This is a genomic window from Rhodospirillales bacterium (genome assembly GCA_014323865.1).
Taxonomy (GTDB): domain Bacteria; phylum Pseudomonadota; class Alphaproteobacteria; order SP197; family SP197; genus SP197.
Genome location: JACONG010000006.1, coordinates 55,888 through 75,586, shown reverse-complemented (window position 1 = coordinate 75,586; position 19,699 = coordinate 55,888). Strand labels below are relative to the sequence as shown.

Below are 19,699 nucleotides of genomic sequence, written 5' to 3'. Positions count from 1 at the left end.
CACCCTGTGTTCCCGCCGTTTCACACCCCCGAAATGCCCGGAAAACACCCCTAACCCCTTGATCCATCACGTATCGTCACGCCTCATCACGCATAGTCACGATTCACAAAGACTTTCCGTCACCCACATGCCCATTTGATCGAAAAGACGGCACTGCGACGGTCGAGGTGATTGCCCACCGTCAGCTGTTAAGCACGCGACCTCAATGGTCATGACGCGCCGATTTTGGCCTCATTCCATAAGGTATCCATTTCTTCGAGCGTAGTTTCGCTGGTGGTGCGGCCGTCCGCGGCGAGACAATCTTCGACATAACGAAACCGCGTCTCGAACTTGGCGTTCGTCCGGCGTAGCGCGCTTTCGGGGTCGATGCCGAGATGGCGTGCGAGATTGACGATGCTGAAGAGCAGATCGCCCATCTCATCTTCCAGGCGGTCATGGCCGGAGCCCTGTTGGATCTCAGACTTGAGCTCGTCAAATTCCTCGTCGACATCGGCCAGCACGTGATCGGCATCGGTCCAGTCGAAACCGACGCGTGCGGCGCGCTTCTGCAGCTTGGCAGCGCGGATCAGCGCGGGCAGGCCCGGGGTGACGCCGTCGAGGGCCGACTCGCAGCGTCCGTCCTGCTCGGCTTTCGCTTTGCGTTCGGCGGCCTTCTGCGCCTCCCAGTTCACGGTCTGGGCGTTGGCCGAATCGATTCCGGTCTGATCGCCGAAGACATGGGGGTGGCGGCGGATCATCTTGTCAGAAATGGCACGAACGACATCGTCGAAGGCGAAGTGGCCGTCCTCGGAAGCCATCTGGGCGTGAAAGACGACCTGGAACAGGAGATCGCCGAGCTCATCCTTCAGGCTGGGCCAGTCCTCATTCTCGATCGCGTTGGCGACCTCGTAGGCCTCCTCGATCGTGTAGGGTGCGATGGTCCGGAAGGTTTGCTCGACATCCCAAGCGCAGCCGCCGTCGCAATCGCGCAGCTTCGCCATGATCGCGAGCAGACGGAGCAGGGGGGCGGCGGCATCGGTGGGAATGGACATCGGGACCCTCAGGACGGACGGGGAATGGAGTCAGTGATGATCATGCGGGTCACCATGCCACCAACGTGGATGGCCCGGGCGCGGGTATCGGCCGCCTCGATTTCGAGATGGACACGGCCGGGGCGGCCGACGGCAAGACCCTGTTCGGCTTCGAGGCTGTGGAGACCGCCGCCCGCGATGACGCCATGGCGGACGAGGCAGGCGGCGAGCGCCACGTTTCTGGTGCTGACAGCGGACGATTCGTTGACGCCGAGCGACGGGCAGAGGTCGCGGCAGTGCAAGGCACAGGCGTCGCCGCGTGTCACCGACGTCCAGCAGAGATCACGGTGCCGATGCCGTTCTGACGGCAGAGGCCGCACAGCGGCAATTCGGCACTGGGCGAAAAGAAGCAGGCGGCAATGCCGCGATCGTCGACACCTTGAATGGAATATGAGGCGAGCCGGAGAGTGGACATGAATCGACTTTGACCAATGGGCGTTCGGGCTGCAACCGGCGAGCGTGAGGTCCGCACGCAAGCCTGGGGATCGCATCATGTCCGTTCTCATCCGCAACGCCACCCTGATCACCGTCGACCTCGATGACCGGGTGATCGATACCGCATCATGAAAGTCGCATAATACATATTATGGAAACTGACTATGATGCCGAGAACGAAGGCTTTATCCAAGGTCTTGAAGATCGGTCGAACAGGCAAGCGACAGAGGCCATCGCCGTAGCAGATCGCGACGAGCCGGCTCATGTCAGCGTCCAAGGAGCTGGCGGTGCAGAGCGACTGCTTTTGTATCAAGTATCTGGACGCTTTGCCTTCGAGAACAGATTAAAGAAATTGTCGGTTGTGACACGTGCCAGTTCGTCTTCAGACACCGCCTTAAGATCGGCGACGACTGCGGCGGTGTGACGCACAAAAGCAGGTTCGTTACGCTTGCCGCGCTTGGGCACGGGCGCAAGGTAGGGCGCATCGGTCTCCACAAGCAGCCGGTCGAGCGGAACATCGGTGATCGTGTCGCGCAGTTCCTGGGCGCTCTTGAAGGTCGCGATGCCGGAAATCGAAATGAAAAGGCCGATCGCCAGGCTGCGCTCGCAGAGCTCGCGTGACGAGCTGAAGCAGTGGATCAGGCCGGGGGACGCCCCCTTCCCCATCTCATCCTCCAGAATATCCATCGTGTCGTCGTCGGCATCACGCGTGTGGACAATCAGCGGCAGGCCGGTCTGACGACTCGCAGCGATATGCTGGCGAAAGCTCGCCTTCTGCTGCTCGCGCGGGCTGTGGTCGTAGTAGAAGTCGAGCCCGGTCTCTCCGATGCCGATCACCTTGGGATCGTCGGTCTTGGCGACGATGTCGGCCGTCCGCACCACACCCTCGCTCTCGACGTTGTGCGGGTGGACGCCGATCGAGCAGTACATGTTGTCGTATCGACCGGCGACGTCACGGACCTTGTCGAACTCGGTCATACGCGTGCAAATTGTCTGGATGGTGCTGACGCCCGCGTCATGGGCGCGGGCGACGACATCGTCCAGTTCTTCAGCGAAATCCGGGAAGTCGAGGTGGCAGTGACTGTCGACCAGCATCACGCGGTTCCCTGCTCTTCCTCCTGGTAGCGCGGGAACACGCCCTTCGGTTTCGGCAGCGCGATGCCCGGCTTCAGGGCGTGATCGGGCCCCAGCCGCGCGAAGACACGACCATCCTCCGGGACGGCGAGCTGGTCGAGCAGCTTTGCCGAGGAGTCAGGCATCACCGGCTGGGTCAACAGCGACAGCACGCGGATGGTCTCGGCCAGGACGTAGAGAACCGTTGCCATGCGCGCAGGGTCGGTCTTCTTGAGGGCCCAGGGTGCTTGCTCGTCGACATAGCGGTTGGCATCGCCGATGACGCCCCAGATCCCTTGCAGCATGAGATGGAAGGCCTGGACCTCGAGATGCCCGCGCGATTCCTTGAGTAGGCCATAGGTCTTGGCCATGAGCTCACGGTCGGTGTCGACGAAGTCGCCCGGCGTCGGCACCCGGCCGTCGCAGTTCTTGGCGATCATCGAGAGCACACGCTGCGCCAGATTGCCGTAGTCGTTTGCGAGGTCGTGGTTGCAACGCTGGACCGCACCACGGTGCGAGAAGTCGCCGTCGTTGCCGAAGCCGACCTCGCGCATCAGCGTATAGCGCACCTGGTCGAGCCCATAGCGCTCCACGATCTCACTCGGCACGATAACGTTACCCAGCGACTTTGAGATCTTCTTGCCCTCGCTGGTCCACCAGCCGTGGGCAAAGATTCGCCGAGGCAACTCGATCCCGGCGGCCATGAGGAACGCGGGCCAGTAGACGGCGTGAAAGCGCAGGATGTCCTTGCCGACCATGTGCAGCGCCGGCCACCAGTGCCGGAACTGCTCGCCGTCTTCGTCGGGGTAACCCGCTGCGGTGATGTAGTTCGTCAGGGCGTCGATCCAGACGTACATGATGTGATCGGGATCGTCCGGCACCGGAACGCCCCACGAGAAGCTGGTGCGTGAGACCGAGAGGTCGCGCAGGCCGCCAGCGACGAAACTGCGGACCTCGTTGCGTCGGCTTTCAGGCATGATGAAGTCGGGACGTGAATCGTAGAGCTCCAGAAGGCGGTCCTGCCAGGCCGACAGCCGGAAGAAGTAGCTCGGCTCCTTGACCAACTCGACCGGTGCGCCCGAGGGCGCGAGCTTCTGGCCGTCGGGACCGTCGGTCAGCTCATCCTCGCTATAAAAGGATTCGTCGCGAACCGCGTACCAGCCCTCGTAATGGTCAAGATAGATCTCGCCAGCTTCCTCCAGCTTACGCCACAGCGCCTGAACCGAGGCGACGTGACGCGGCTCGGTCGTACGAATGAAGTCGTCGTTTGAAAAGTTCCATTCTTTCGAAAGCATACGGAAGTTTTCTGAGACCCTATCGCAAAATGCCTGTGGGTCGACGCCGGCCTCGCCGGCAGCCTTTTCGACCTTTTGGCCATGCTCGTCTGTGCCGGTCAGGAACATCACGTCGTGACCGTCGAGCCGCATGAAGCGCGCCGTCACGTCGCACGCCAGCGTGGTGTATGCGTGGCCGATGTGCGGGTTGTCGTTGACGTAGTAGATCGGCGTCGTGATGTAAAAGGCAGGCTTCCCGGACATGCCAAGGCTCCTTGAGCACGGTCTATGCGCTGGTTGCGGTTCGTGTGGAGCCTCAGGTCCGGGTGGCGGCCTCCAAGGCACCGAATGCGGCAAGGACGACCTGTTTTCGGTCCAGATTCAGGCTGTCAGCCCTGTCCCGGAGGCCCGCAACCTTTTCCCATACGCCCACCCAGCGCGCAAGGTCGCCGGTTTGGGCGTAACGCTCCATCAGCTGGCGTTCGCCACCGACGATGTCATGCCAGCCCTCGCCGCCCGCCGCAGCACCGCGCACCAGCCTTGCGACCCAGTCGTTGAGGAAGTCGAGTGCGGTGCGGCAGGACTTGTCATTGCCATAGCGTCCCAGCCGATCTGCGATGGCGTGCAAGGCCCTGGGATCGATGCGGGGCGCTTCCGAGATCAGCGCCAGCAGCTCGCGATAGAGGTCGAGACCGCCCAGATCGACGAGCGCCATCGCCCGTCCTGGGCTGCCGTTCGCCAGCCGGGCCAGTGGCATGCGATCGTCCTCGGCGAGGCCAGGCAGGTAATCCTCCAGCAGGATCGTTGTCTGCTCCGGTTTGGGTGGCCGCAGGGTGAGCATGCGGCAGCGCGAGCGGATGGTCGGCAGGAGGCGCGCCGGGGCGTGACTGACAAGGATGACCACCGATTGCGGGGGCGGCTCCTCGATCAGCTTGAGGGCAGCGTTGGCAGCATTCGTGTTCATCAGCTCGGCGCCGTCGACGATGGCGATGCGCCAGCCACCCTCACCTGCCGACTGACGAAAGAAGGGTTCGAGCCGCCGAATGTCCTCCACCACGATCTCGGTGCGCGGCTTGCCCTGCTTGTTGAGGCCGAGTTCAACGGCAAGCAGATCACCGTGCCCACCGCCAGCAACACGACCGAAGGTGCTGTCGGCAGGGTCGATGGCGAGATTGCTGCTGCTGTCGCCGAAGAGATCCTGTCCTCCGCCAGCCAGGAGGTGGCGCGCCAGCCTGTAGGCCAGAGTCACCTTGCCGATACCCTTTGGGCCGCCGAGCAGCCAGGCGCCGGCAATCGTGCCGTCGCCGGCGGCCTGTGCCAGGCGCCGCTCGGCCTCGGTATGGCCGATCAGGTCGGGATTGGCGCGCGGTGCGGGTGCGGCGCTGTCGGGAAAGTCCGGATGCGCGCGGGGATCAATGGGATCGTCGTCTACGGCCATCGGTCCGCCACCGCCGTCCGGATGCGCTTGGCCACTTCGTCCTTGCTGCCCAGTGCATCGATCACGATGCAGCGATCTGCCTCGGCTTTGGCGATCGCCAAAAAGGCTGCCCGCAGGCGCTCGTGAAACCCGGTGCCCATGCGCTCGTAGCGATCACTGCCGCCGCCCTGGGCAGCGCGCCGAAGGCCTTTGTCCACTGGAAGATCGAGCACAAGCGTGAGGTCGGGCTCGAGGCCATCGATCGCAAGATCATGGAGCGATCCGGTGAAGGCCTCCCCTGCCCCCTGCACGATGCCCTGGTAGGCGCGGGTGGAATCGGCGAAGCGATCGCTGATCACCCAATGTCCGCTCTCCAGCGCGGGGCGGACCGTGGTCAGGACATGGTTACGCCGCGCTGCAACGTGCAGCAGGACCTCGGTGCGCGGATCCCAGCGGTCGGTCTCGCCCTCGACAAGCAGCGTGCGGATGTCCTCGGCACCCGGTGCGCCACCGGGTTCGCGCGTAACCGTGACTGTGAGGCCGCAATCGGTTTCCAGCCACGACGCAAGCAGACGGATCTGAGTTGATTTTCCAGTCCCCTCGCCGCCTTCCAAGGTGATGAAACGGCCCGGGTTCAAGGGCTGGCTGGCGGCCCGAAGATGAGGAAGCTGACGGCGGCGCCCAAGCGGCTGATGAACGAGAGTTCGCCGACATCGGCGCCTGCCAGCAGTGTGCGCTTGATCGTCGGCATGGCGGGCGCTTCGACGATCAGGCTGGCGACCGGCGTTCCTGCCTGGATCGGCGCGGGGATCGGACCGTCGTAGACGATCTTCACCTCCATGTCGCGCCGAGCCGTGCGCGACAGCGTGATCTCAAGGTCCTCGTCAAGCACCAGCGGCACCGTGTCGACGTCACCCAGCCAGACATCGGCCTCGATGACAGCCTCCCCGGATGCGAAGAGGTTGTAGGTGTCGAACTCGCGGAACCCCCATTCGAGGATACGTTGTGCCTCGAAGGCGCGGTCCTGCGACGTTTTGAGGCCGTTGATCACCAGGATCAGGCGACGGTCGCCCTGAATGGCCGAAGCGGCCAGGCCAAAGCCGGCGGCTTCGGTATGCCCGGTCTTGAGCCCGTCAGCGCCGATACCGGCGTAAAGTAGCGGATTTCGGTTCGACTGGGTGATCTCGCTGAAGGTGAACTCGGTCTCTGCGTAGTAGTGATAGTACTGCGGGAAATCCTCGATGGTCCGGCGCACCAGGATCGAGATATCCTCAATTGTGGTGACGTGTTCGGGGTCTGGCCAGCCCGAGGCATTGCGGAATATGGTGGAGTTCATGCCGAGTTCGCGCGCCTTGTCGGTCATGTCCCGCGCGAACGCGTCTTCCGATCCCGCCAGCGCTTCGGCGACAACAATCGTGGCGTCGTTGCCCGACTGTACGACGATGCCGCGAATCAGGTCCTCGACCCTCACGCTCGTCCCGACCTCGACGAACATCTTGGAGCCGCCCATGCGCCAAGCCTTTTCGCTCACCGCGAGGGTATCGCCGAGGCTCAGCGTTTCATCGGCCAAGCGCTCGAAGAGCATGTAGACCGTCATCAGCTTGGTCATCGACGATGGGTAGGTGATTGCCTGAGCGTTCTTGGATAACAGCACCGTGCCCGTCATCTCATCGATCAGGATCGCCTCACGCGCTCCAGTATCGAAGGCCTGCGCCATGTTTGCCGCGAACAGCAGGACAGCCAGACATGGGATAAGGAAACGTCGGATCATGGGGTCTTGGACTTCGTCCCGCCGGTAGCACGATGCTGGAACCTTGCTGCGGGATTCTGACGCCTGGAGCAGATCATGGCCAGCCGTTTTAGGGGTCGACGATGATGATCGCTTCGGGATAACCGAGAAACGCCACCTCGCGACGGGTGAGTTCGGCCGCATCGCCGGTGGCATAAGGGCCGATGCGAACCCGGTAGAGGACGGTGTCGTCGACGATCACGCGGTCGATTTGGACCTCGCCCAGCTCAGTCAGGGCGTTGCTGACAACAAACGCGTTGTCGGCGTTGGCATAGGCGCCAACTTGGACGAAGACATCACCGCTGACCTTCTCTTCGATATGGATGACCTCGGTTGGCGGAATCGTCTCTGTCGCTGCCAGAAACCCGTCCTTCGGCGGAGGCTCCTGCCCCATCTCGGCATAGGTCTGCTGGGTCTCGGGGTCGATCACCTGGACGCGCACCCGTGTGATACCAGCCGCCTCGAAATCGAGCAGCTGTGCGGCGCGGCGCGATACGTCGATGATGCGTCCTTCGACGAAGGGCCCGCGATCGTTGACGCGGAGTACAAGCGAACGGTCGTTCTCAAGGTTCGTCACCCGGACATAGACCGGCATCGGCAGCGTCTTATGCGCCGCCGTTAGCTCGTTCATGTCGTAGATTTCGCCGCTCGCCGCGGTTCGGCCGTGAAACGGTTTGCCGTACCAGGAGGCGATACCGACCTCGTCGTAGAACGGATCTTCTTCTGGGTAGTACCAGACGCCGTTGATCTCATAGGGATTGCCGACCTTGTAGTTACCGGTCGGCTGGGGCGGTGTGGTTTCCTTGAGGACGGTCGCCGGGACGTTGGTCTTGGTACAGCCCGCAAGACCCAGAAAGAAGACGCCGAGGACAGCAATCAGCCTCGTCAGACTGGGAAATGAAGCGGTCGCGAACATTACAGGCACCAGATGCTGTGTCTTTCGTGGAGCTTAACGTCCAGCTATGGCGTCTGCAAGCGTGACCACCGATATCGCGAAGTAGTCGGAGCGGTTCCACTTCAGGATGGTACGGTAGTTCTCGAAAACGAGCCATGCGGGCCCATCCTCGCCGCCCGGCATGGCGAGCGATGCGTCTTCATTGAGCGCCACCACGGGACCGGTGCCGATCCACGTGACGCCAAGGTCGAGCCAGTCGGACAGCAGCATGGTCTTGCGATTGCCTTTGAGCGCGGTATCAAATCCTGCCGGCAGGCTCACGGGGCCGCCCCAAGGCAGCCCTTCCCGCCAGCCAGACCGTGAAAGATAGTTCGCGGCCGATGCGAACACGTCGCCCTTGTTGGTCCAGATGTCGCGGTGCCCGTCGAGGTCCCAGTCGTAGGCATAGGTATTGAAGCTCGACGGCATGAACTGGCTCTGGCCCATGGCACCGGCCCACGACCCCTTCATATCGTCGCGCGCGATGTGGCCTTCATCAAGGACGCGCAGGGCGTGCATAAGCTCGGCACGGAAGAAGTCGCTGCGGCGTTCGTCCCAAGCCAAGGTCGCGACCGAAGCGACCACGTCGAAACCGCCGGTGTAGCTGCCGAACCGTGTTTCCAGGCCCCACAGGGCCACGATGAACTCCGGGTCGAGTCCGAAATGATCCGCGATCGCAACCAGGAGCGGCTCGTGCTGGGCGTAGCGCTGGCGGGCCGTGTCGATGAGCTCGGCCGGAACCCGAGTCTCCATGTAGTCCTCGAAGGTCACCGTGCCTTCGGGCTGGCGACGGTCGAGTTCGATCACGCGGGGAATCGGCTGCAGGTCGCTAAGGGCGACGTTCAACGTTGCTTCGCTCACACCTTCGCTGCGAGCATCGGCCCGGACCCCCTCGAGAAAGTCGTCCCATTCCTGCTGCTGCGCGGCGGTGGGGGCCATGAGCAGGAGAAGGGCGCCAAGGACGAGAATGGTCAGGTGTGAAAACACCATCGGTCCGTATTGGTTTTGTTCCATTTCCTTCTTGTGACACAGGACCATGAAAGGCGCAATCGTCGGCCGGCCGAATGTTCAGTCGCGGCGATGCAGCTCGTCGTCGTAGCGCTCTGCAGCTTCGCGATCGACGCCGGTCCGGTCGCTGAGATGGGCAAGACGCATCAGGGCGATGGTGAGACCGGGAACGAAGATCAGGCAGAGGAACACCGCGAAGGTGCCGTGGAAGCCGAGCTCGACGCCATCGGCCGCAAAGGTCCACTCGATGAACCAGGTGAGCAGGATGGCACCGACCAGAATGCCGCCCCCGGCGATCAGCCAGAACCTCATTTTTCCGGTCCCCCCATTTTTTCGCGGATGACCCATCAGGTACGATCTTCGTTACACCAGGTTACACCAAGACGGGTTGGAACGGCAGTAGCGTTGTTTGCATACCGAGTGTTCGATTGGCCAAGTGTTTGATTGGATTGGCAGGGATCCATCTGGTGCCGCAAGAATCCTCGAAAAAGACAAACCGCGGGAAACAGCGGGACGCAAAGCTACCGGCCCTCACCCTGCAAGGGGAAGGTAGCGGAGTTGTCGAAGCGAGAGCATTTTGGTGACTACAGCCCTGCAAATGAAGACCCGCACAGCGGGCTGCATCGTGGCACCTTCGGGCAAAGTCGTGGCGATGTGCTCCACGATCGAGGACGAGCTGATCGTCCATGGCTGCAACATGGACCTTGGCCGCAACTGCAAATGCGACATCTTCAACTTCGCCTATCACCGCAGGCTGGGGCACCACGGCCTGATCGTCGAGCGCACCGGAGCCGAAGCGCCGACGGAGTCAAGGACGGCTAGTTCGCCGCGGTGAGAACCGGTTCGATCTTCGCCCGATCGAAGTTGGCGCCGCAGAGAAGCACGACATTGGTCTGTCCCGAGAAAGCCGCTTCGTCCTGACGGTAGGCGGCATAGGCCAGCGCGGCGGCACCCTCGACGATCATGTTGTCGGTCCACGCAAGCGTGCGGAGGGCGTGGCCGATCTCGTCTTCGCTGCAATGGATCACCCGGTCCACTATTTCGATGGAGACCGGAAGCGTCAGCGAGCCTTCATCGACGCCACCGGCACAGCCGTCGGCCAGCGTGTCGAAATGCTCGGTCTCGACGATGCGGCCTGCCTCCATGCTGGCGGCCAGCGCGGCCGAGTTCACCGCGCTCACGCCGATGATCCGCGCTTCGGGTGCATGGACCTTGAGCACCGATCCGATCCCGGAAATCAGGCCGCCGCCGCCCATGGAGATAAAGACGTTGTCGATCCGGGGAAGCTGGGTCAGGAGTTCGAGCCCGATGGTTCCTTGCCCCGCCATGACGGTCGGATCGTTGTAGGGCGAGACGTAAGTATGTCCCCGTTCCGCGGCCAGAACCTTGGCGTGGACCTCGCAGAGGCTCGAATCGAAGCCCTGCAGGATCGTGCCGGCGCCATAACTGTCGATCAGCGCGAGCTTGGCCTTCGCCACATTCTCCGGCAGCACCACCGTGAGTTTATGTCCGGTGGTCATCGCGGCGTGGCAGCAGGCGATGCCGTGATTGCCGGACGAGGCCGTAATGACCGGCATGTCGGTTGGCAGGGTCGTCAGCTTCGCCATGGCACCACGCAGCTTGAACGATCCGGTGTGCTGGAAGTTCTCGCACTTGAAAATCAGACCGGACTCTTCCGCCGGCTGGGCCCTTGAACGCAGACACGGCGTTTCGACGACGACGCCCTTGATGCGTTCCTGGGTCTCAAGGGCGTTCGCGGCGATCGACGCGATGATTGAGCTGCTGTCCAAGATCGTCTCCGATGTTTGGGATGATTCTAGAGACATCCGCTTGAACGGACATCGGTTTGCGTCCGGGCGTTCTCAAGACCCCGCGATGCCAGGCTGCCGGACCACATACCGAGAGAACTCCCAGTTCGTCACCTCTCAGTGATGCCGCGCGGCGATGGGATGATTGCCGGCGATACCGGGGTCCAATGGTAATCCAATGGTAGGGGGCGGAAGCATCGCAACCGGAGGGATCGGTGGTGCCAGAAGCGGCAGGTCGCGCGATGGCAAGAACAACGCCGGCATCGGAAACAGCAACAACAGCAACTCATCACCGGCCGCGCCTCCGGTTTCCCATGGGTTGTGTTTTGGACTAAGCATCGCCCATGGCGAATGTGCATGACTGGCTGTCTCTGACGTCTCCGGAGCTCGATGCTCTCTCCGGCGAGCGCTGCGTTGCCGTATTCGCGGTTGGTGCCGTGGAGCAGCACGGCCCTCACCTGCCACTCGGTACCGATACGATCATCGCCGAAGGACTGGTTGACCGCGCCCTCCGCCGGCTGAACGGGGCGTTTGACGTCGTCATCCTGCCCACCCAAGCGATCGGCGAAAGCACGGAACACACGAGTTTCGCCGGCACGCTGAGCCATGAGGCGGAGAGCCTCCTGGCCTCATGGACCGAGATCGGTGCGTCGCTTGGGCGCAACGGCATCTTCAGGCTTGTGATCGTGAACGCCCATGGCGGCCAGCCGCAGATTGTCGATCTCGTCGCACAACGTCTGCGCGCGCGTCTCGCCATGCTGGTCGTGCGCGCCAACTACATGGGCTGGTCGCTGCCTGAAGGCCTGATCGACGCCGATGAGCGCGACCACGGGCATCATGGCGGCCTTTGCGAAACCTCAATCATGCTCGCGCTGCGGCCCGAACTCGTGCGCATGGAGCAGGCCGACGACTTTGCCTCGAACGCCCGCCTGCTGGCCGCGAACCACAAGCGATTCGGCCACGGTGGCAGTCTCGGCTTTGCCTGGCAGGTTGAAGACCTGAACCCGCTTGGAGTCGTCGGCAACGCAGCTGGTGCCACAGCCGAGACCGGTGAGGCCCTTCTTGACCATCATGCCGAACGTCTCGCCACATTGATCGAGGATGCAGCTGCGTTCGATCGCCAGGCGGCATTCGGAGCGGACGGACCCTGATGAAGATCGCGATCGTTGGCGCAGGCATCAGCCGTGCCGAGCCAGGCCAGGAAGAACCAGATCGAACCGGCCCACAACAGAGCCGTCGCGAGGAGTTCACCCAGGAGCACGAAGCTGAAGACGATGCGGCCGACCATCGGCTTGGTGATGGCCCGGTGACCGACCTGCTGCTTCACCTCCGGCCAACCCTCGACCGCTTCGAGCGCGAGCACCCGGGCAACGTCGTTTCGATTGACCGAGGGATGGATGATGTTGTCGAGCACGCCGAGCGTCAGCCAGGCAGCCGGCATCGCCGTGACCAACGCCTTGGCAAGAAGGAAGGCGTCCGATTCCATCCCGTTCACACCGATGCCGCAGCGAACTGCGGCGCTCTGTCTTCGCCACCTTGTAGAGTGGTGAGCGGCGGTCTCGCCTTCCGCTGATCCCGCGATCAGATTTTTGTCGCGAACATGTGCACGTGGTGAAGAGCACCTGAACCGAGTGCCTTGAAGCGCGTGGTGCTGGCAGCGATCCGCGCGGCAAATTTCTCCTCGCCCAGCGCCTCGCGCAGCGGGCCCGCGTCCGGACCGGTCACAAATGTCATCTCGCGTTCGGCGGCATGGGCCGAGAGCCTGGTGTGGTCGCGCACGGAGATGTCTTCGAGCCCGGCGGCCTCACAGGCTGAGGTGTAGGTGCCGAGCTTCTCGAAGTGGAAGCTGAGACCATAGACCTGCATGGCGGCGATCCAGTCGTCGTAGAGCCGGGCGCGTTCGTCCCTGGTCTCACCGTCGGCGAAGTCAGCGCACAACAGCCTGCCGCCCGGTTTCAGGACACGGGCGACCTCGGCGAAGACAGCGTGTTTGTCTTCGATGTGGCAGACGACGTCCTTGATGAAGACGGCATCGAACGACGCATCGGCAAACGGGAACGGTCCGGGTTCGATCGGCTGGAACGTGGTCTTGTCTGCCAGGCTCGCTGCTTCGGCCGCTGCCTGCGCGCGTTCGACCAGGTCCGCAGCGATGTCGACGCCTGTGACGCGTGCCGCGCCGAACTCGCCCGCCAGCATAAGGGAGGCGCCGCCGATGCCGCATCCCATGTCGAGGACGTGGCAACCGCCGAGGTCGATACCATCAAGGAAGACGGCCATCTCGTCGGGCCCGCCCGGTGAGAGAAACCCCTTGCCGTAGAGCGATTGCATGCCTTCGATGACCCGGTCCGTGTACTGCGTCGTCATGCGCGCCTCCTTGTGTTCGTTACCGGGAATCTAGCCTTGCCCGAGCCCCGGCGACAGGCGCGATGCGGGCGGTCTTCCCGAGGGCGACATGGCCTGCGACTGCATCGTGCTGTGCGAGAAGATCGACGGCATATCCCAGGCTCTTCCCGTCGTTTCTTGCGCGCGAACGTTACAAGGCTACGCTCATGGCCGGTGATGGTGTCCATCCCGGTGACGACGGCGACGTCATGATCGCCGAAACGATTGCGGTTTGGCTGCCGTGGCGCAGGCTCACGTCAGCATCCGACGATTGACGCGGGCGGTCGAAAGCCGCAAATAACCCGAACGGACGGGTGGCCGAGTGGTTGAAGGCAGCGGTCTTGAAAACCGTCAGGGGCGTGAGTCTCTCGGGGGTTCGAATCCCTCCCCGTCCGCCACACGCCCTCTCCATTTCGCTCTTTGCGTGCCCCTTGCCGCTCGTCTACCTGCTGGCAGCGACACTCGTACTCGCCGCCTGTTCGAAGAGGAGAACCAGTCGATTCAGTGCGCGCTGGCGTCGCCTGCAATCTTGCGTTCATCGACCAGGACTTCGATCACCCCCGAGGGCGACGGCTATCCCTGGCGCATACGACCCGGCCACGGCGTCCTCGTCTGGCACCGCAACGGCCGACACCGGGATATCGGGCGGCGAAGTCCTGCGGGGCGCCGGTCGTGGTGCGCTGATGGGCGGTGTGGCCGGGTCCCACGGGGGTTCACTCTTTGGAAGCCGTGACTTCGGTCACATCGGAGCCCTGAAAGTCCGTTGGACTTGCGATCACGAGTGTCACAAGGTTGACACGACCTGAAGGGTATGACTTGGGAGTCCATTATGAGAAGCATTGCCGTGGTGATCGACGGGTCGGAGAATGACGCCGCATCGCTGAAGACGGCCGTCTCCTTCGCACAGGCGGCCGACGCGCAGCTGTCAGTCTATCACAACCGAGCGCCGGTCCTGCTGACCGCAGCGAGCTTCGACATGGCCATCGCGACCTACGACAATTCGAGCGAGGTCGATGAGCGTCTCGACGCAGCGAAAGCAGCCTTTGACGCCGAAGCCAGGGATTATGCCGGCTGTCGCTTCGTCGACATGGAGGCTGGCCCGGCGCATGTGCTGGAAATGGCCGCACCCTATCATGACGTTCTGATGCTCGAACGGCTGTCGGACACCGAGGGCCCGAATGCCGTGGCGCTGAACTCAGCGCTCTGGGATATCGGCAGCCCGGTGGTCGTGATGCCGCCCGAACCCAGGACAGGTCCGATCAGGAATGTCGTGATGTCCTGGAACGGAACGTTGCAGTCAGGCCGTGCGCTGCGTGCCGCCCTGCCGCTGATCCGCAAGGCCGAGAGCTTCACCGTGCTCAGCCGTGAAGGCAGCGAGACGGACGCGGAACTCGAAAGTTACCTCTCTGCCTGGAATATCCCCGTCGCGCAGTGGAAAAGCTATGGCGACCGAAGCCTTTCGGCGCGTGGCTGGGCACGCTCCCTGCTCGCCCAGGTCAACGAGATGCATGCGGATCTGCTGGTGATGGGCGCCTTCGGTGGCACGCTCGGGAGCCTGCTGGGTTTCGGCCGTGCGACGGAGAAGGTTGCAACATCGGCGAAGATTCTGGTCCTGTTCAGCGCCTGACTGCCTAACGGAACATCGCCGTCTTGATGTCGGAGCTGTCGATTTCATTGACTTCGACGCGCTCGCCGACCCATGAGAACTCACACCGCCTGTCCCGGCGCTCTTCCGAAAGGAAGTCGTTCACCGTGCAGATCCGAATCGGACGCGCGAACCCCTTGGGCGTGATCTGTTCGAAGGCGTCGCAGGAAACCTGACCGTCGATCAGGATCGTGCCGGGCTCGGCCAGGTCCTGAAGGCGGCGGCCAGATTCATCGGACGGCCCAACACGGTGTCATCGAGACGCTGACCACTGCCGGCGGCGGTTGAGGAAACGGATCGACTCGGCACCGGTCTCGGTCTGGCGATCGACAGCGCGCCAGGGAGCGGAATGCGGATCACCGTCATTCTGCCCGCGCAGCAGTCCGGGCCAGCGGCGTGAGTGGTCAGGACAGGCCCCGTTCTGCCTTGATGCGGTCGTAGGCGGCGTTGATTTTGGCCATCTTCCTGTTTGCCACCTCGACGAACTCCTCAGGCAGGCCCTGAGCCACGACCGTGTCGGGGTGGTTTTCGCGCAGCAACTTGCGGTAGGCGGATTTGACGTCGTTGTCGCTCGCCGAGGCATCGACACCCAGCACCTCGTAGGGATCGGGCCCGGTCGACGGGGCACCAGCAACGAACATGTTTTCGATTCTTCGAATCTCGACCGGTGAGAAGCCGAAGATGTGGCCGACCTCGGCGATGAAAGCCTGCTCGGCCGGATGATAGGTCTTGTCGGCGTGGGCGATCATCAGCAGCGTACCGAGAAGGTTCTCCAGCATCGGGCGATTGTTGCGCAGGAGGGTTGCGATCTGCCGGGCATAGGGCTCGAACCCCTCCGGGCTTTTCTTGGCATCGTTGAAGATGCGAGCGATGTGCCTTGTAGCGTCGTCGGGTATCCGGACGACGCGCTTGAGCGCCGCGATCTCGGCCTTCGTGACATGGCCGTCCGCTTTGGCGAGCTTGGCTGCGAGTGTGATGACGGCGACCGCGAAGGCGACCTGAAGGTCTTCCCGGCCGAGCCGGTGAGCGGCCTCCCCGCTCTGTCCGGTCGCGGGGTCGCCCCTGCGCAATCCCTGGTCGACGAGATGGCCTGCCGCCGCGCCCAGGATCGCGCCAAGTGGCCCATCCATCGCAAATCCGGCAACGCCGCCGAAGATCTTTCCCCAGATACTCACACTCTTCTCCGTCAGGAAGGCGGTGCTTGTGGCCGCCCGGCCACCATGCTCTGGCCTGGCTCACCATAGCAGCTGGGCACGAGCGCGCCATGACGACCCGATGCCTGATCCGAAACGCCACCGTGCCATCGGTCGCCCCCGCAATCGGGGCAAAATCCAGCGTGGTTATATCCTGATCAGGGACGACAGACTCGTCGCGGTCTCTCCGGACATCGCGACCGACGACGCCGACATCGTCGAAGCCGACGGCATGATCGCCATGCCGGAGCGCGTGTATTGTCTACCGGCACCTCTGGATGACGCTGATGCGGGGACATGCGTCGTTGGGCGTCGTGGAGTGCGGGCAGCAGTGGTCTGCCTGTGCGATCCCTGACAGGCCAGAACATTGTCAGGCCAGAACGGACCGCACCCGGCTGGAACCTGATGGGATTCCAACCGGGTGCGTCAATCTGCTCTGCATCGGGAGACACAGAGGATTTCAGGCGGCCATGCCGCCTGAAGTCTTCCTTACTGCACTTCAGTTCTGGATAGCGTAAAACGCTCCACCGTCGATATCATCGGCAGTTTCGCCCGTCGTAAAGGTGCCTGTAAGGCCTCCGTGTACGAACAACCTGCGCGTATCGTTCTCAGCACCGCTTGCGCCACCCAGCACGCTACCTATATCGCGCACGCGACCGGACATTGTCCCGTCGACAGTTGTGTCGATATTCGTACCCTCTTCCGAGAGGGTAATCGTACCATCCAGGGAACTGTTAATCGTGCTCAGATTGATCGTTCTGCTACCCGTGAGCGTCCCCGACAAGGCACCGTCGTCAAACTGGCTGAAATCGCCTGCGATTGTCGTGACCGCACCTGTACTAAAATTGGCAGATATTGTGAGATTGCCGATGACACGACGATCCGAGAAGAGGTTGTCGGCCTTGACATATCCCGTCAAGGTGCCTTGCGAAGAAGAAACGCCCCTCGCAGCTCGAAGATAGCCAGAACCAACACGACAGCACGCTTCGCCTGGTTCGCAATCATGGAGGCGATTGCCGAGCACGTCGCCGTGCCGACGATTCATGGTCCCCGCGTGTCGGACACCTGCCCTATCTGACCGAACCCCTGCCCGTTGAGGTCATGACGCCACGCAGGTAGAGAGGTCCTGGGAACCGACAGCCGGAGACGTTCATGAGTTTCGATTTCGACACGGTCATCGATCGCCGCAACACGTTTGCGGCGAAGTGGGATTTCTCGATGGCAGCACACGGCCAGGACGCGCCCACGGCGTTGTTCGAGGGCGAGGGCCCGGCTCCCATCTCCATGTCGGTCGCCGATATGGAATTTGCCGCCCCGCCCTGCGTCACCGCGGCCATGAAGGCGCGTATCGATCACGGCATCCTCGGCTACACCGCCGAGAGCGACGCCTATCGTGAGGCTGTTCTGTGCTGGCAGCTGGAGCGGCACCACTGGGCGATCGCGCCGGATTGGGTGCTGACCCACCGCGGCGTGCTTCCGAGCCTGTTCCTGACGATCCGACGGTTCATTCCCCAAGGCAGCAGGATCGTGCTGCAGACGCCCGCCTTCCCGCCCTTTTTCGATGCGATCTCGGTCAACAACTGCGAGGTCGTCACCAACGAGCTGACCTTCCACGGCGGCCGCTACGAGATCGACCTCGACAGTTTCGAGGACGCTTGCGCTGATCCCGCCGTCCGGCTCTTCATCCTGTGCAATCCGCACAACCCCGTGGGCCGCTGCTTCACAGCCGACGAGCTCACGCGCATGGCGGAGATCTGCCTGCGCCACGACGTCATGATCTTCGCCGACGAGATTCACGGCGATCTCATCATGCCTGGTCACAGGCTCGTCCCGTTCCTCAGCGTCGCGGGCGAAGCCACTGCGAAGACCATTCAGGCAAGCGGGCTCTCCAAGACCATGAACCTGGCGGGCCTCCACCTGTCCAACGTCATCATCCCCGACAAGACGCTGCGCGAGGCCTATGCCGAAGGCAGCCTGCATGACGGCAACTGGGGCCTGAACCCGGTCTCGAAGGCGGGTTTGATGGCGGGTTTCAGGGACGGCGGTCCATGGCTCGACGCCCTGCTCGCCTATGTATCGGGGAACATGGCGCTGGTCCGCGACTTCTGCGCCGAACGCCTGCCCGAGTTCCAGCCGATTGCAATTGAAGGCACCTACCTGCAATGGATCGACATGCGCGGCGCGGGTCTCGGGGAAGACGTGCTGATCGAACGGATTCTCAGCCGGGCACGCATCCGGCTCGAAGCCGGCAGCGCCTTCGGTCCCGGCGGAACGGGGTTCGCCCGGATGAACGTCGCCTGCCCGCGCGCCGTGGTGCAGGACGCCATGGAAAGGCTCGAACGGGCTGTGCGTGCCAACGCATAGGCCCATGGGCTGCTCGCCGGCAGACGAGAAGGACACGGATCCCCTGGCCAATGCCGATTTCACCCGCATCGCCGCGCAGTATCACGCGACCCGAACGCTCCGCCCGCATGATCGCGCCGGGATGCGACACCGAACGGATCAGTGCCCCGTTTGTGGCACAAGGCCCGGACGTCACGGGCTACGAAATCTCTGCCGCCATGCTTTCGATCGCCCGGTGCAAGACCGCCAGGTCTCCGGTCGGTGCCCTGTGCGGCCCGCCGCCTACGCCGCGAGGAAACCTTCCAGCCGCTTGCGGACCAGGGCTTCGGCCGCGCTCACGATGCGGTCGATGAGCTGCTTCACGGTCGGGATGTCGTAGACGAGACCCGCGACCATGCCGCAGGACCAGGCACCGGCGTCGAGCTCGCCCTGCTGCATGATACGCGGATAGACGCCACCGACCTCCTCGGCGATGTCTTCAATCGTGATGGCGTCGCCGAGTTCCCTTTCCCTGGCGAGAATCTCCTCGACCGCGTTGTTGTTCAGCACACGCTCGGTGTTGCGCAACGGGCGCATGATGAGCCGCGTGTCGCGCTCGGTCGCTTGAAGGATCGCCTGTTTGACGTTGTCGTGGACGGGTGCCTCCTGCGTCGCAATGAAGCGCGTCGCCATATTCATGCCTTCCGCCCCCAGCGCCATGGCGGCGACCAGCGAACGCGCATCGGCCATGCCGCCCGAGGCGACGAAGGGGATCTCGAGTTCGTCGGCTGCACGCGGCAGCAGGATCATGTTGGGGATATCGTCCTCGCCCGGATGACCCCCGCACTCGAAGCCGTCGACCGAGACCGCATCGCAGCCGATCGACTGTGCCTTCAGCGAGTGGCGCACCGAGGTGCACTTGTGGATCACGGCAACGCCCGCTTCCTTGAGCGGCGGCAGGACCTGGACCGGATTGTTGCCGGCGGTCTCGACCGCCTTCACGCCGCCCTCAATGATTGCCCTCACGTAACCGGGATAGTCGGGCTGGCGGAACGACGGCAGGAAGGTCAGGTTCACGCCGAAGGGCTTGCCCGTCATCTCGCGACAGCGCGCGATCTCGTCCGCGAGCGCCTCCGGCGACGGCTGGGTCAGCGCCGTGAGGATGCCGAGACCGCCCGCGTTCGAGACGGCCGAGGCCATCTCGGCGAAACCGACATGGTGCATGCCGCCCTGGATGATCGGATGTTCGATGCCGAAGAGATCAGTGATCCGCGTCTTCATGGGCCTTTTTCCTGTCCGGCGGTCAGCA

21 protein-coding genes, 1 tRNA gene and 1 riboswitch are annotated in these 19,699 nt (G+C 63.1%); of the genes, 6 read left to right on the top strand and 16 right to left on the bottom strand.

The features are described 5' to 3' along the window. Positions 1 to 209: 209 nt before the first annotated feature. The 10 genes from mazG to GDA49_02925 all read right to left on the bottom strand — a co-directional run bounded on the left by mazG (position 210) and on the right by GDA49_02925 (position 9,352). On the bottom strand, positions 210 to 1,031 hold the full coding sequence (mazG, locus tag GDA49_02970) for a nucleoside triphosphate pyrophosphohydrolase (protein MBC6439375.1): 822 nt from the start codon (positions 1,029 to 1,031) through the stop codon (positions 210 to 212). A gap of 8 nt (positions 1,032 to 1,039) precedes the next feature. After that, positions 1,040 to 1,336, bottom strand: coding sequence for a PhzF family phenazine biosynthesis protein (locus GDA49_02965; protein ID MBC6439374.1), 297 nt, complete (start codon positions 1,334 to 1,336; stop codon positions 1,040 to 1,042). Between the two features lie 478 nt (positions 1,337 to 1,814). Next, positions 1,815 to 2,600, bottom strand: coding sequence for a TatD family hydrolase (locus GDA49_02960; protein ID MBC6439373.1), 786 nt, complete (start codon positions 2,598 to 2,600; stop codon positions 1,815 to 1,817). Then, positions 2,600 to 4,156 (bottom strand): methionine--tRNA ligase, encoded by a 1,557-nt coding sequence (locus tag GDA49_02955; GenBank protein MBC6439372.1) that lies wholly within the window; start codon positions 4,154 to 4,156, stop codon positions 2,600 to 2,602. The genes GDA49_02960 and GDA49_02955 overlap by 1 nt, the downstream gene beginning before the upstream one ends. A gap of 52 nt (positions 4,157 to 4,208) precedes the next feature. Then, the gene (locus tag GDA49_02950) at positions 4,209 to 5,330 is read right to left on the bottom strand and encodes a DNA polymerase III subunit delta' (protein ID MBC6439371.1); all 1,122 of its coding nucleotides are present in this window, start codon (positions 5,328 to 5,330) and stop codon (positions 4,209 to 4,211) included. Continuing rightward, a complete protein-coding gene (locus GDA49_02945; protein MBC6439370.1) occupies positions 5,321 to 5,947 on the bottom strand; it encodes a dTMP kinase in 627 nt (208 codons plus the stop codon). Before GDA49_02945 ends, GDA49_02950 begins: the two co-directional genes overlap by 10 nt. Beyond that, positions 5,944 to 7,080, bottom strand: a complete 1,137-nt coding sequence (locus GDA49_02940; protein ID MBC6439369.1) for a D-alanyl-D-alanine carboxypeptidase — start codon at positions 7,078 to 7,080, stop codon at positions 5,944 to 5,946. The genes GDA49_02945 and GDA49_02940 overlap by 4 nt, the downstream gene beginning before the upstream one ends. An 88-nt stretch (positions 7,081 to 7,168) precedes the next feature. Next, entirely contained in the window at positions 7,169 to 8,014 is an 846-nt protein-coding gene (locus tag GDA49_02935) for a septal ring lytic transglycosylase RlpA family protein (protein ID MBC6439368.1), read from the bottom strand. A gap of 33 nt (positions 8,015 to 8,047) precedes the next feature. After that, positions 8,048 to 9,022, bottom strand: coding sequence for a lytic murein transglycosylase (locus tag GDA49_02930; protein ID MBC6439367.1), 975 nt, complete (start codon positions 9,020 to 9,022; stop codon positions 8,048 to 8,050). A 78-nt stretch (positions 9,023 to 9,100) separates the two neighbouring features. Then, entirely contained in the window at positions 9,101 to 9,352 is a 252-nt protein-coding gene (locus GDA49_02925) for a hypothetical protein (GenBank protein MBC6439366.1), read from the bottom strand. A 168-nt stretch (positions 9,353 to 9,520) separates the two neighbouring features. Then, positions 9,521 to 9,606, top strand: a riboswitch (cyclic di-GMP riboswitch). Between the two features lie 32 nt (positions 9,607 to 9,638). Here GDA49_02925 and GDA49_02920 point away from each other — a divergent pair. Then, positions 9,639 to 9,875, top strand: a complete 237-nt coding sequence (locus GDA49_02920; protein MBC6439365.1) for a hypothetical protein — start codon at positions 9,639 to 9,641, stop codon at positions 9,873 to 9,875. Here GDA49_02920 and GDA49_02915 read toward each other — a convergent pair. Then, complete coding sequence (locus GDA49_02915) at positions 9,859 to 10,866, bottom strand: pyridoxal-phosphate dependent enzyme (protein MBC6439364.1); 1,008 nt, start codon at positions 10,864 to 10,866, stop codon at positions 9,859 to 9,861. The two genes, GDA49_02920 and GDA49_02915, sit on opposite strands and share 17 nt — an antisense overlap. A gap of 326 nt (positions 10,867 to 11,192) precedes the next feature. On the opposite strand from GDA49_02915, the gene GDA49_02910 reads away from it, so the two are divergent. Continuing rightward, a complete protein-coding gene (locus GDA49_02910) occupies positions 11,193 to 11,999 on the top strand; it encodes a creatininase family protein (GenBank protein ID MBC6439363.1) in 807 nt (268 codons plus the stop codon). Here GDA49_02910 and GDA49_02905 read toward each other — a convergent pair. Further along, complete coding sequence (locus tag GDA49_02905) at positions 11,918 to 12,334, bottom strand: DUF2165 family protein (GenBank protein ID MBC6439362.1); 417 nt, start codon at positions 12,332 to 12,334, stop codon at positions 11,918 to 11,920. The genes GDA49_02910 and GDA49_02905 overlap by 82 nt on opposite strands. A 95-nt stretch (positions 12,335 to 12,429) precedes the next feature. Further along, positions 12,430 to 13,212, bottom strand: a complete 783-nt coding sequence (locus tag GDA49_02900) for a methyltransferase domain-containing protein (GenBank protein MBC6439361.1) — start codon at positions 13,210 to 13,212, stop codon at positions 12,430 to 12,432. Between the two features lie 326 nt (positions 13,213 to 13,538). Here GDA49_02900 and GDA49_02895 point away from each other — a divergent pair. After that, positions 13,539 to 13,628, top strand: a tRNA-Ser gene (locus tag GDA49_02895). 431 nt (positions 13,629 to 14,059) lie between these two features. After that, entirely contained in the window at positions 14,060 to 14,857 is a 798-nt protein-coding gene (locus GDA49_02890; GenBank protein ID MBC6439360.1) for a universal stress protein, read from the top strand. A 422-nt stretch (positions 14,858 to 15,279) separates the two neighbouring features. Here GDA49_02890 and GDA49_02885 read toward each other — a convergent pair whose 3' ends face one another. Next, positions 15,280 to 16,005 carry a TerB family tellurite resistance protein gene (locus GDA49_02885; GenBank protein MBC6439359.1) on the bottom strand — a complete coding sequence of 242 codons (726 nt, stop codon included), beginning with the start codon at positions 16,003 to 16,005 and terminating at the stop codon, positions 15,280 to 15,282. Between the two features lie 145 nt (positions 16,006 to 16,150). Here GDA49_02885 and GDA49_02880 point away from each other — a divergent pair, with 145 nt between their 5' ends. Then, a complete protein-coding gene (locus GDA49_02880) occupies positions 16,151 to 16,423 on the top strand; it encodes a hypothetical protein (protein MBC6439358.1) in 273 nt (90 codons plus the stop codon). 144 nt (positions 16,424 to 16,567) lie between these two features. On the opposite strand, the gene GDA49_02875 is transcribed toward GDA49_02880, so the two are convergent. Beyond that, positions 16,568 to 17,113, bottom strand: coding sequence for a hypothetical protein (locus tag GDA49_02875; GenBank protein ID MBC6439357.1), 546 nt, complete (start codon positions 17,111 to 17,113; stop codon positions 16,568 to 16,570). Between the two features lie 107 nt (positions 17,114 to 17,220). Between GDA49_02875 and GDA49_02870 the strand changes: the two genes are divergently transcribed. Continuing rightward, positions 17,221 to 18,432, top strand: coding sequence for a pyridoxal phosphate-dependent aminotransferase (locus GDA49_02870; protein ID MBC6439356.1), 1,212 nt, complete (start codon positions 17,221 to 17,223; stop codon positions 18,430 to 18,432). A 261-nt stretch (positions 18,433 to 18,693) separates the two neighbouring features. Here GDA49_02870 and GDA49_02865 read toward each other — a convergent pair whose 3' ends face one another. Continuing rightward, on the bottom strand, positions 18,694 to 19,671 hold the full coding sequence (locus GDA49_02865) for a nitronate monooxygenase (GenBank protein ID MBC6439355.1): 978 nt from the start codon (positions 19,669 to 19,671) through the stop codon (positions 18,694 to 18,696). Positions 19,672 to 19,699: the final 28 nt, after the last annotated feature.

What these genes read in the sequence shown, in the direction of transcription:
- GDA49_02955 (MBC6439372.1), bottom strand. Translation starts at nt 4,156, where the DNA reads ATGTCCGGGAAGCCTGCCTTTTACATCACGACGCCGATCTACTACGTC.
- GDA49_02865 (MBC6439355.1), bottom strand. Translation starts at nt 19,671, where the DNA reads ATGAAGACGCGGATCACTGATCTCTTCGGCATCGAACATCCGATCATC.
- GDA49_02900 (MBC6439361.1), bottom strand. Translation starts at nt 13,212, where the DNA reads ATGACGACGCAGTACACGGACCGGGTCATCGAAGGCATGCAATCGCTC.
- GDA49_02935 (MBC6439368.1), bottom strand. Translation starts at nt 8,014, where the DNA reads ATGTTCGCGACCGCTTCATTTCCCAGTCTGACGAGGCTGATTGCTGTC.
- GDA49_02890 (MBC6439360.1), top strand. Translation starts at nt 14,060, where the DNA reads ATGAGAAGCATTGCCGTGGTGATCGACGGGTCGGAGAATGACGCCGCA.
- mazG (MBC6439375.1), bottom strand. Translation starts at nt 1,031, where the DNA reads ATGTCCATTCCCACCGATGCCGCCGCCCCCCTGCTCCGTCTGCTCGCG.
- GDA49_02925 (MBC6439366.1), bottom strand. Translation starts at nt 9,352, where the DNA reads ATGAGGTTCTGGCTGATCGCCGGGGGCGGCATTCTGGTCGGTGCCATC.
- GDA49_02870 (MBC6439356.1), top strand. Translation starts at nt 17,221, where the DNA reads ATGAGTTTCGATTTCGACACGGTCATCGATCGCCGCAACACGTTTGCG.
- GDA49_02930 (MBC6439367.1), bottom strand. Translation starts at nt 9,022, where the DNA reads ATGGTGTTTTCACACCTGACCATTCTCGTCCTTGGCGCCCTTCTCCTG.
- GDA49_02910 (MBC6439363.1), top strand. Translation starts at nt 11,193, where the DNA reads ATGGCGAATGTGCATGACTGGCTGTCTCTGACGTCTCCGGAGCTCGAT.
- GDA49_02880 (MBC6439358.1), top strand. Translation starts at nt 16,151, where the DNA reads ATGCCTGATCCGAAACGCCACCGTGCCATCGGTCGCCCCCGCAATCGG.
- GDA49_02875 (MBC6439357.1), bottom strand. Translation starts at nt 17,113, where the DNA reads ATGAATCGTCGGCACGGCGACGTGCTCGGCAATCGCCTCCATGATTGC.
- GDA49_02905 (MBC6439362.1), bottom strand. Translation starts at nt 12,334, where the DNA reads ATGGAATCGGACGCCTTCCTTCTTGCCAAGGCGTTGGTCACGGCGATG.
- GDA49_02950 (MBC6439371.1), bottom strand. Translation starts at nt 5,330, where the DNA reads ATGGCCGTAGACGACGATCCCATTGATCCCCGCGCGCATCCGGACTTT.
- GDA49_02920 (MBC6439365.1), top strand. Translation starts at nt 9,639, where the DNA reads ATGAAGACCCGCACAGCGGGCTGCATCGTGGCACCTTCGGGCAAAGTC.
- GDA49_02915 (MBC6439364.1), bottom strand. Translation starts at nt 10,866, where the DNA reads ATGTCTCTAGAATCATCCCAAACATCGGAGACGATCTTGGACAGCAGC.
- GDA49_02885 (MBC6439359.1), bottom strand. Translation starts at nt 16,005, where the DNA reads ATGGATGGGCCACTTGGCGCGATCCTGGGCGCGGCGGCAGGCCATCTC.
- GDA49_02940 (MBC6439369.1), bottom strand. Translation starts at nt 7,080, where the DNA reads ATGATCCGACGTTTCCTTATCCCATGTCTGGCTGTCCTGCTGTTCGCG.
- GDA49_02960 (MBC6439373.1), bottom strand. Translation starts at nt 2,600, where the DNA reads ATGCTGGTCGACAGTCACTGCCACCTCGACTTCCCGGATTTCGCTGAA.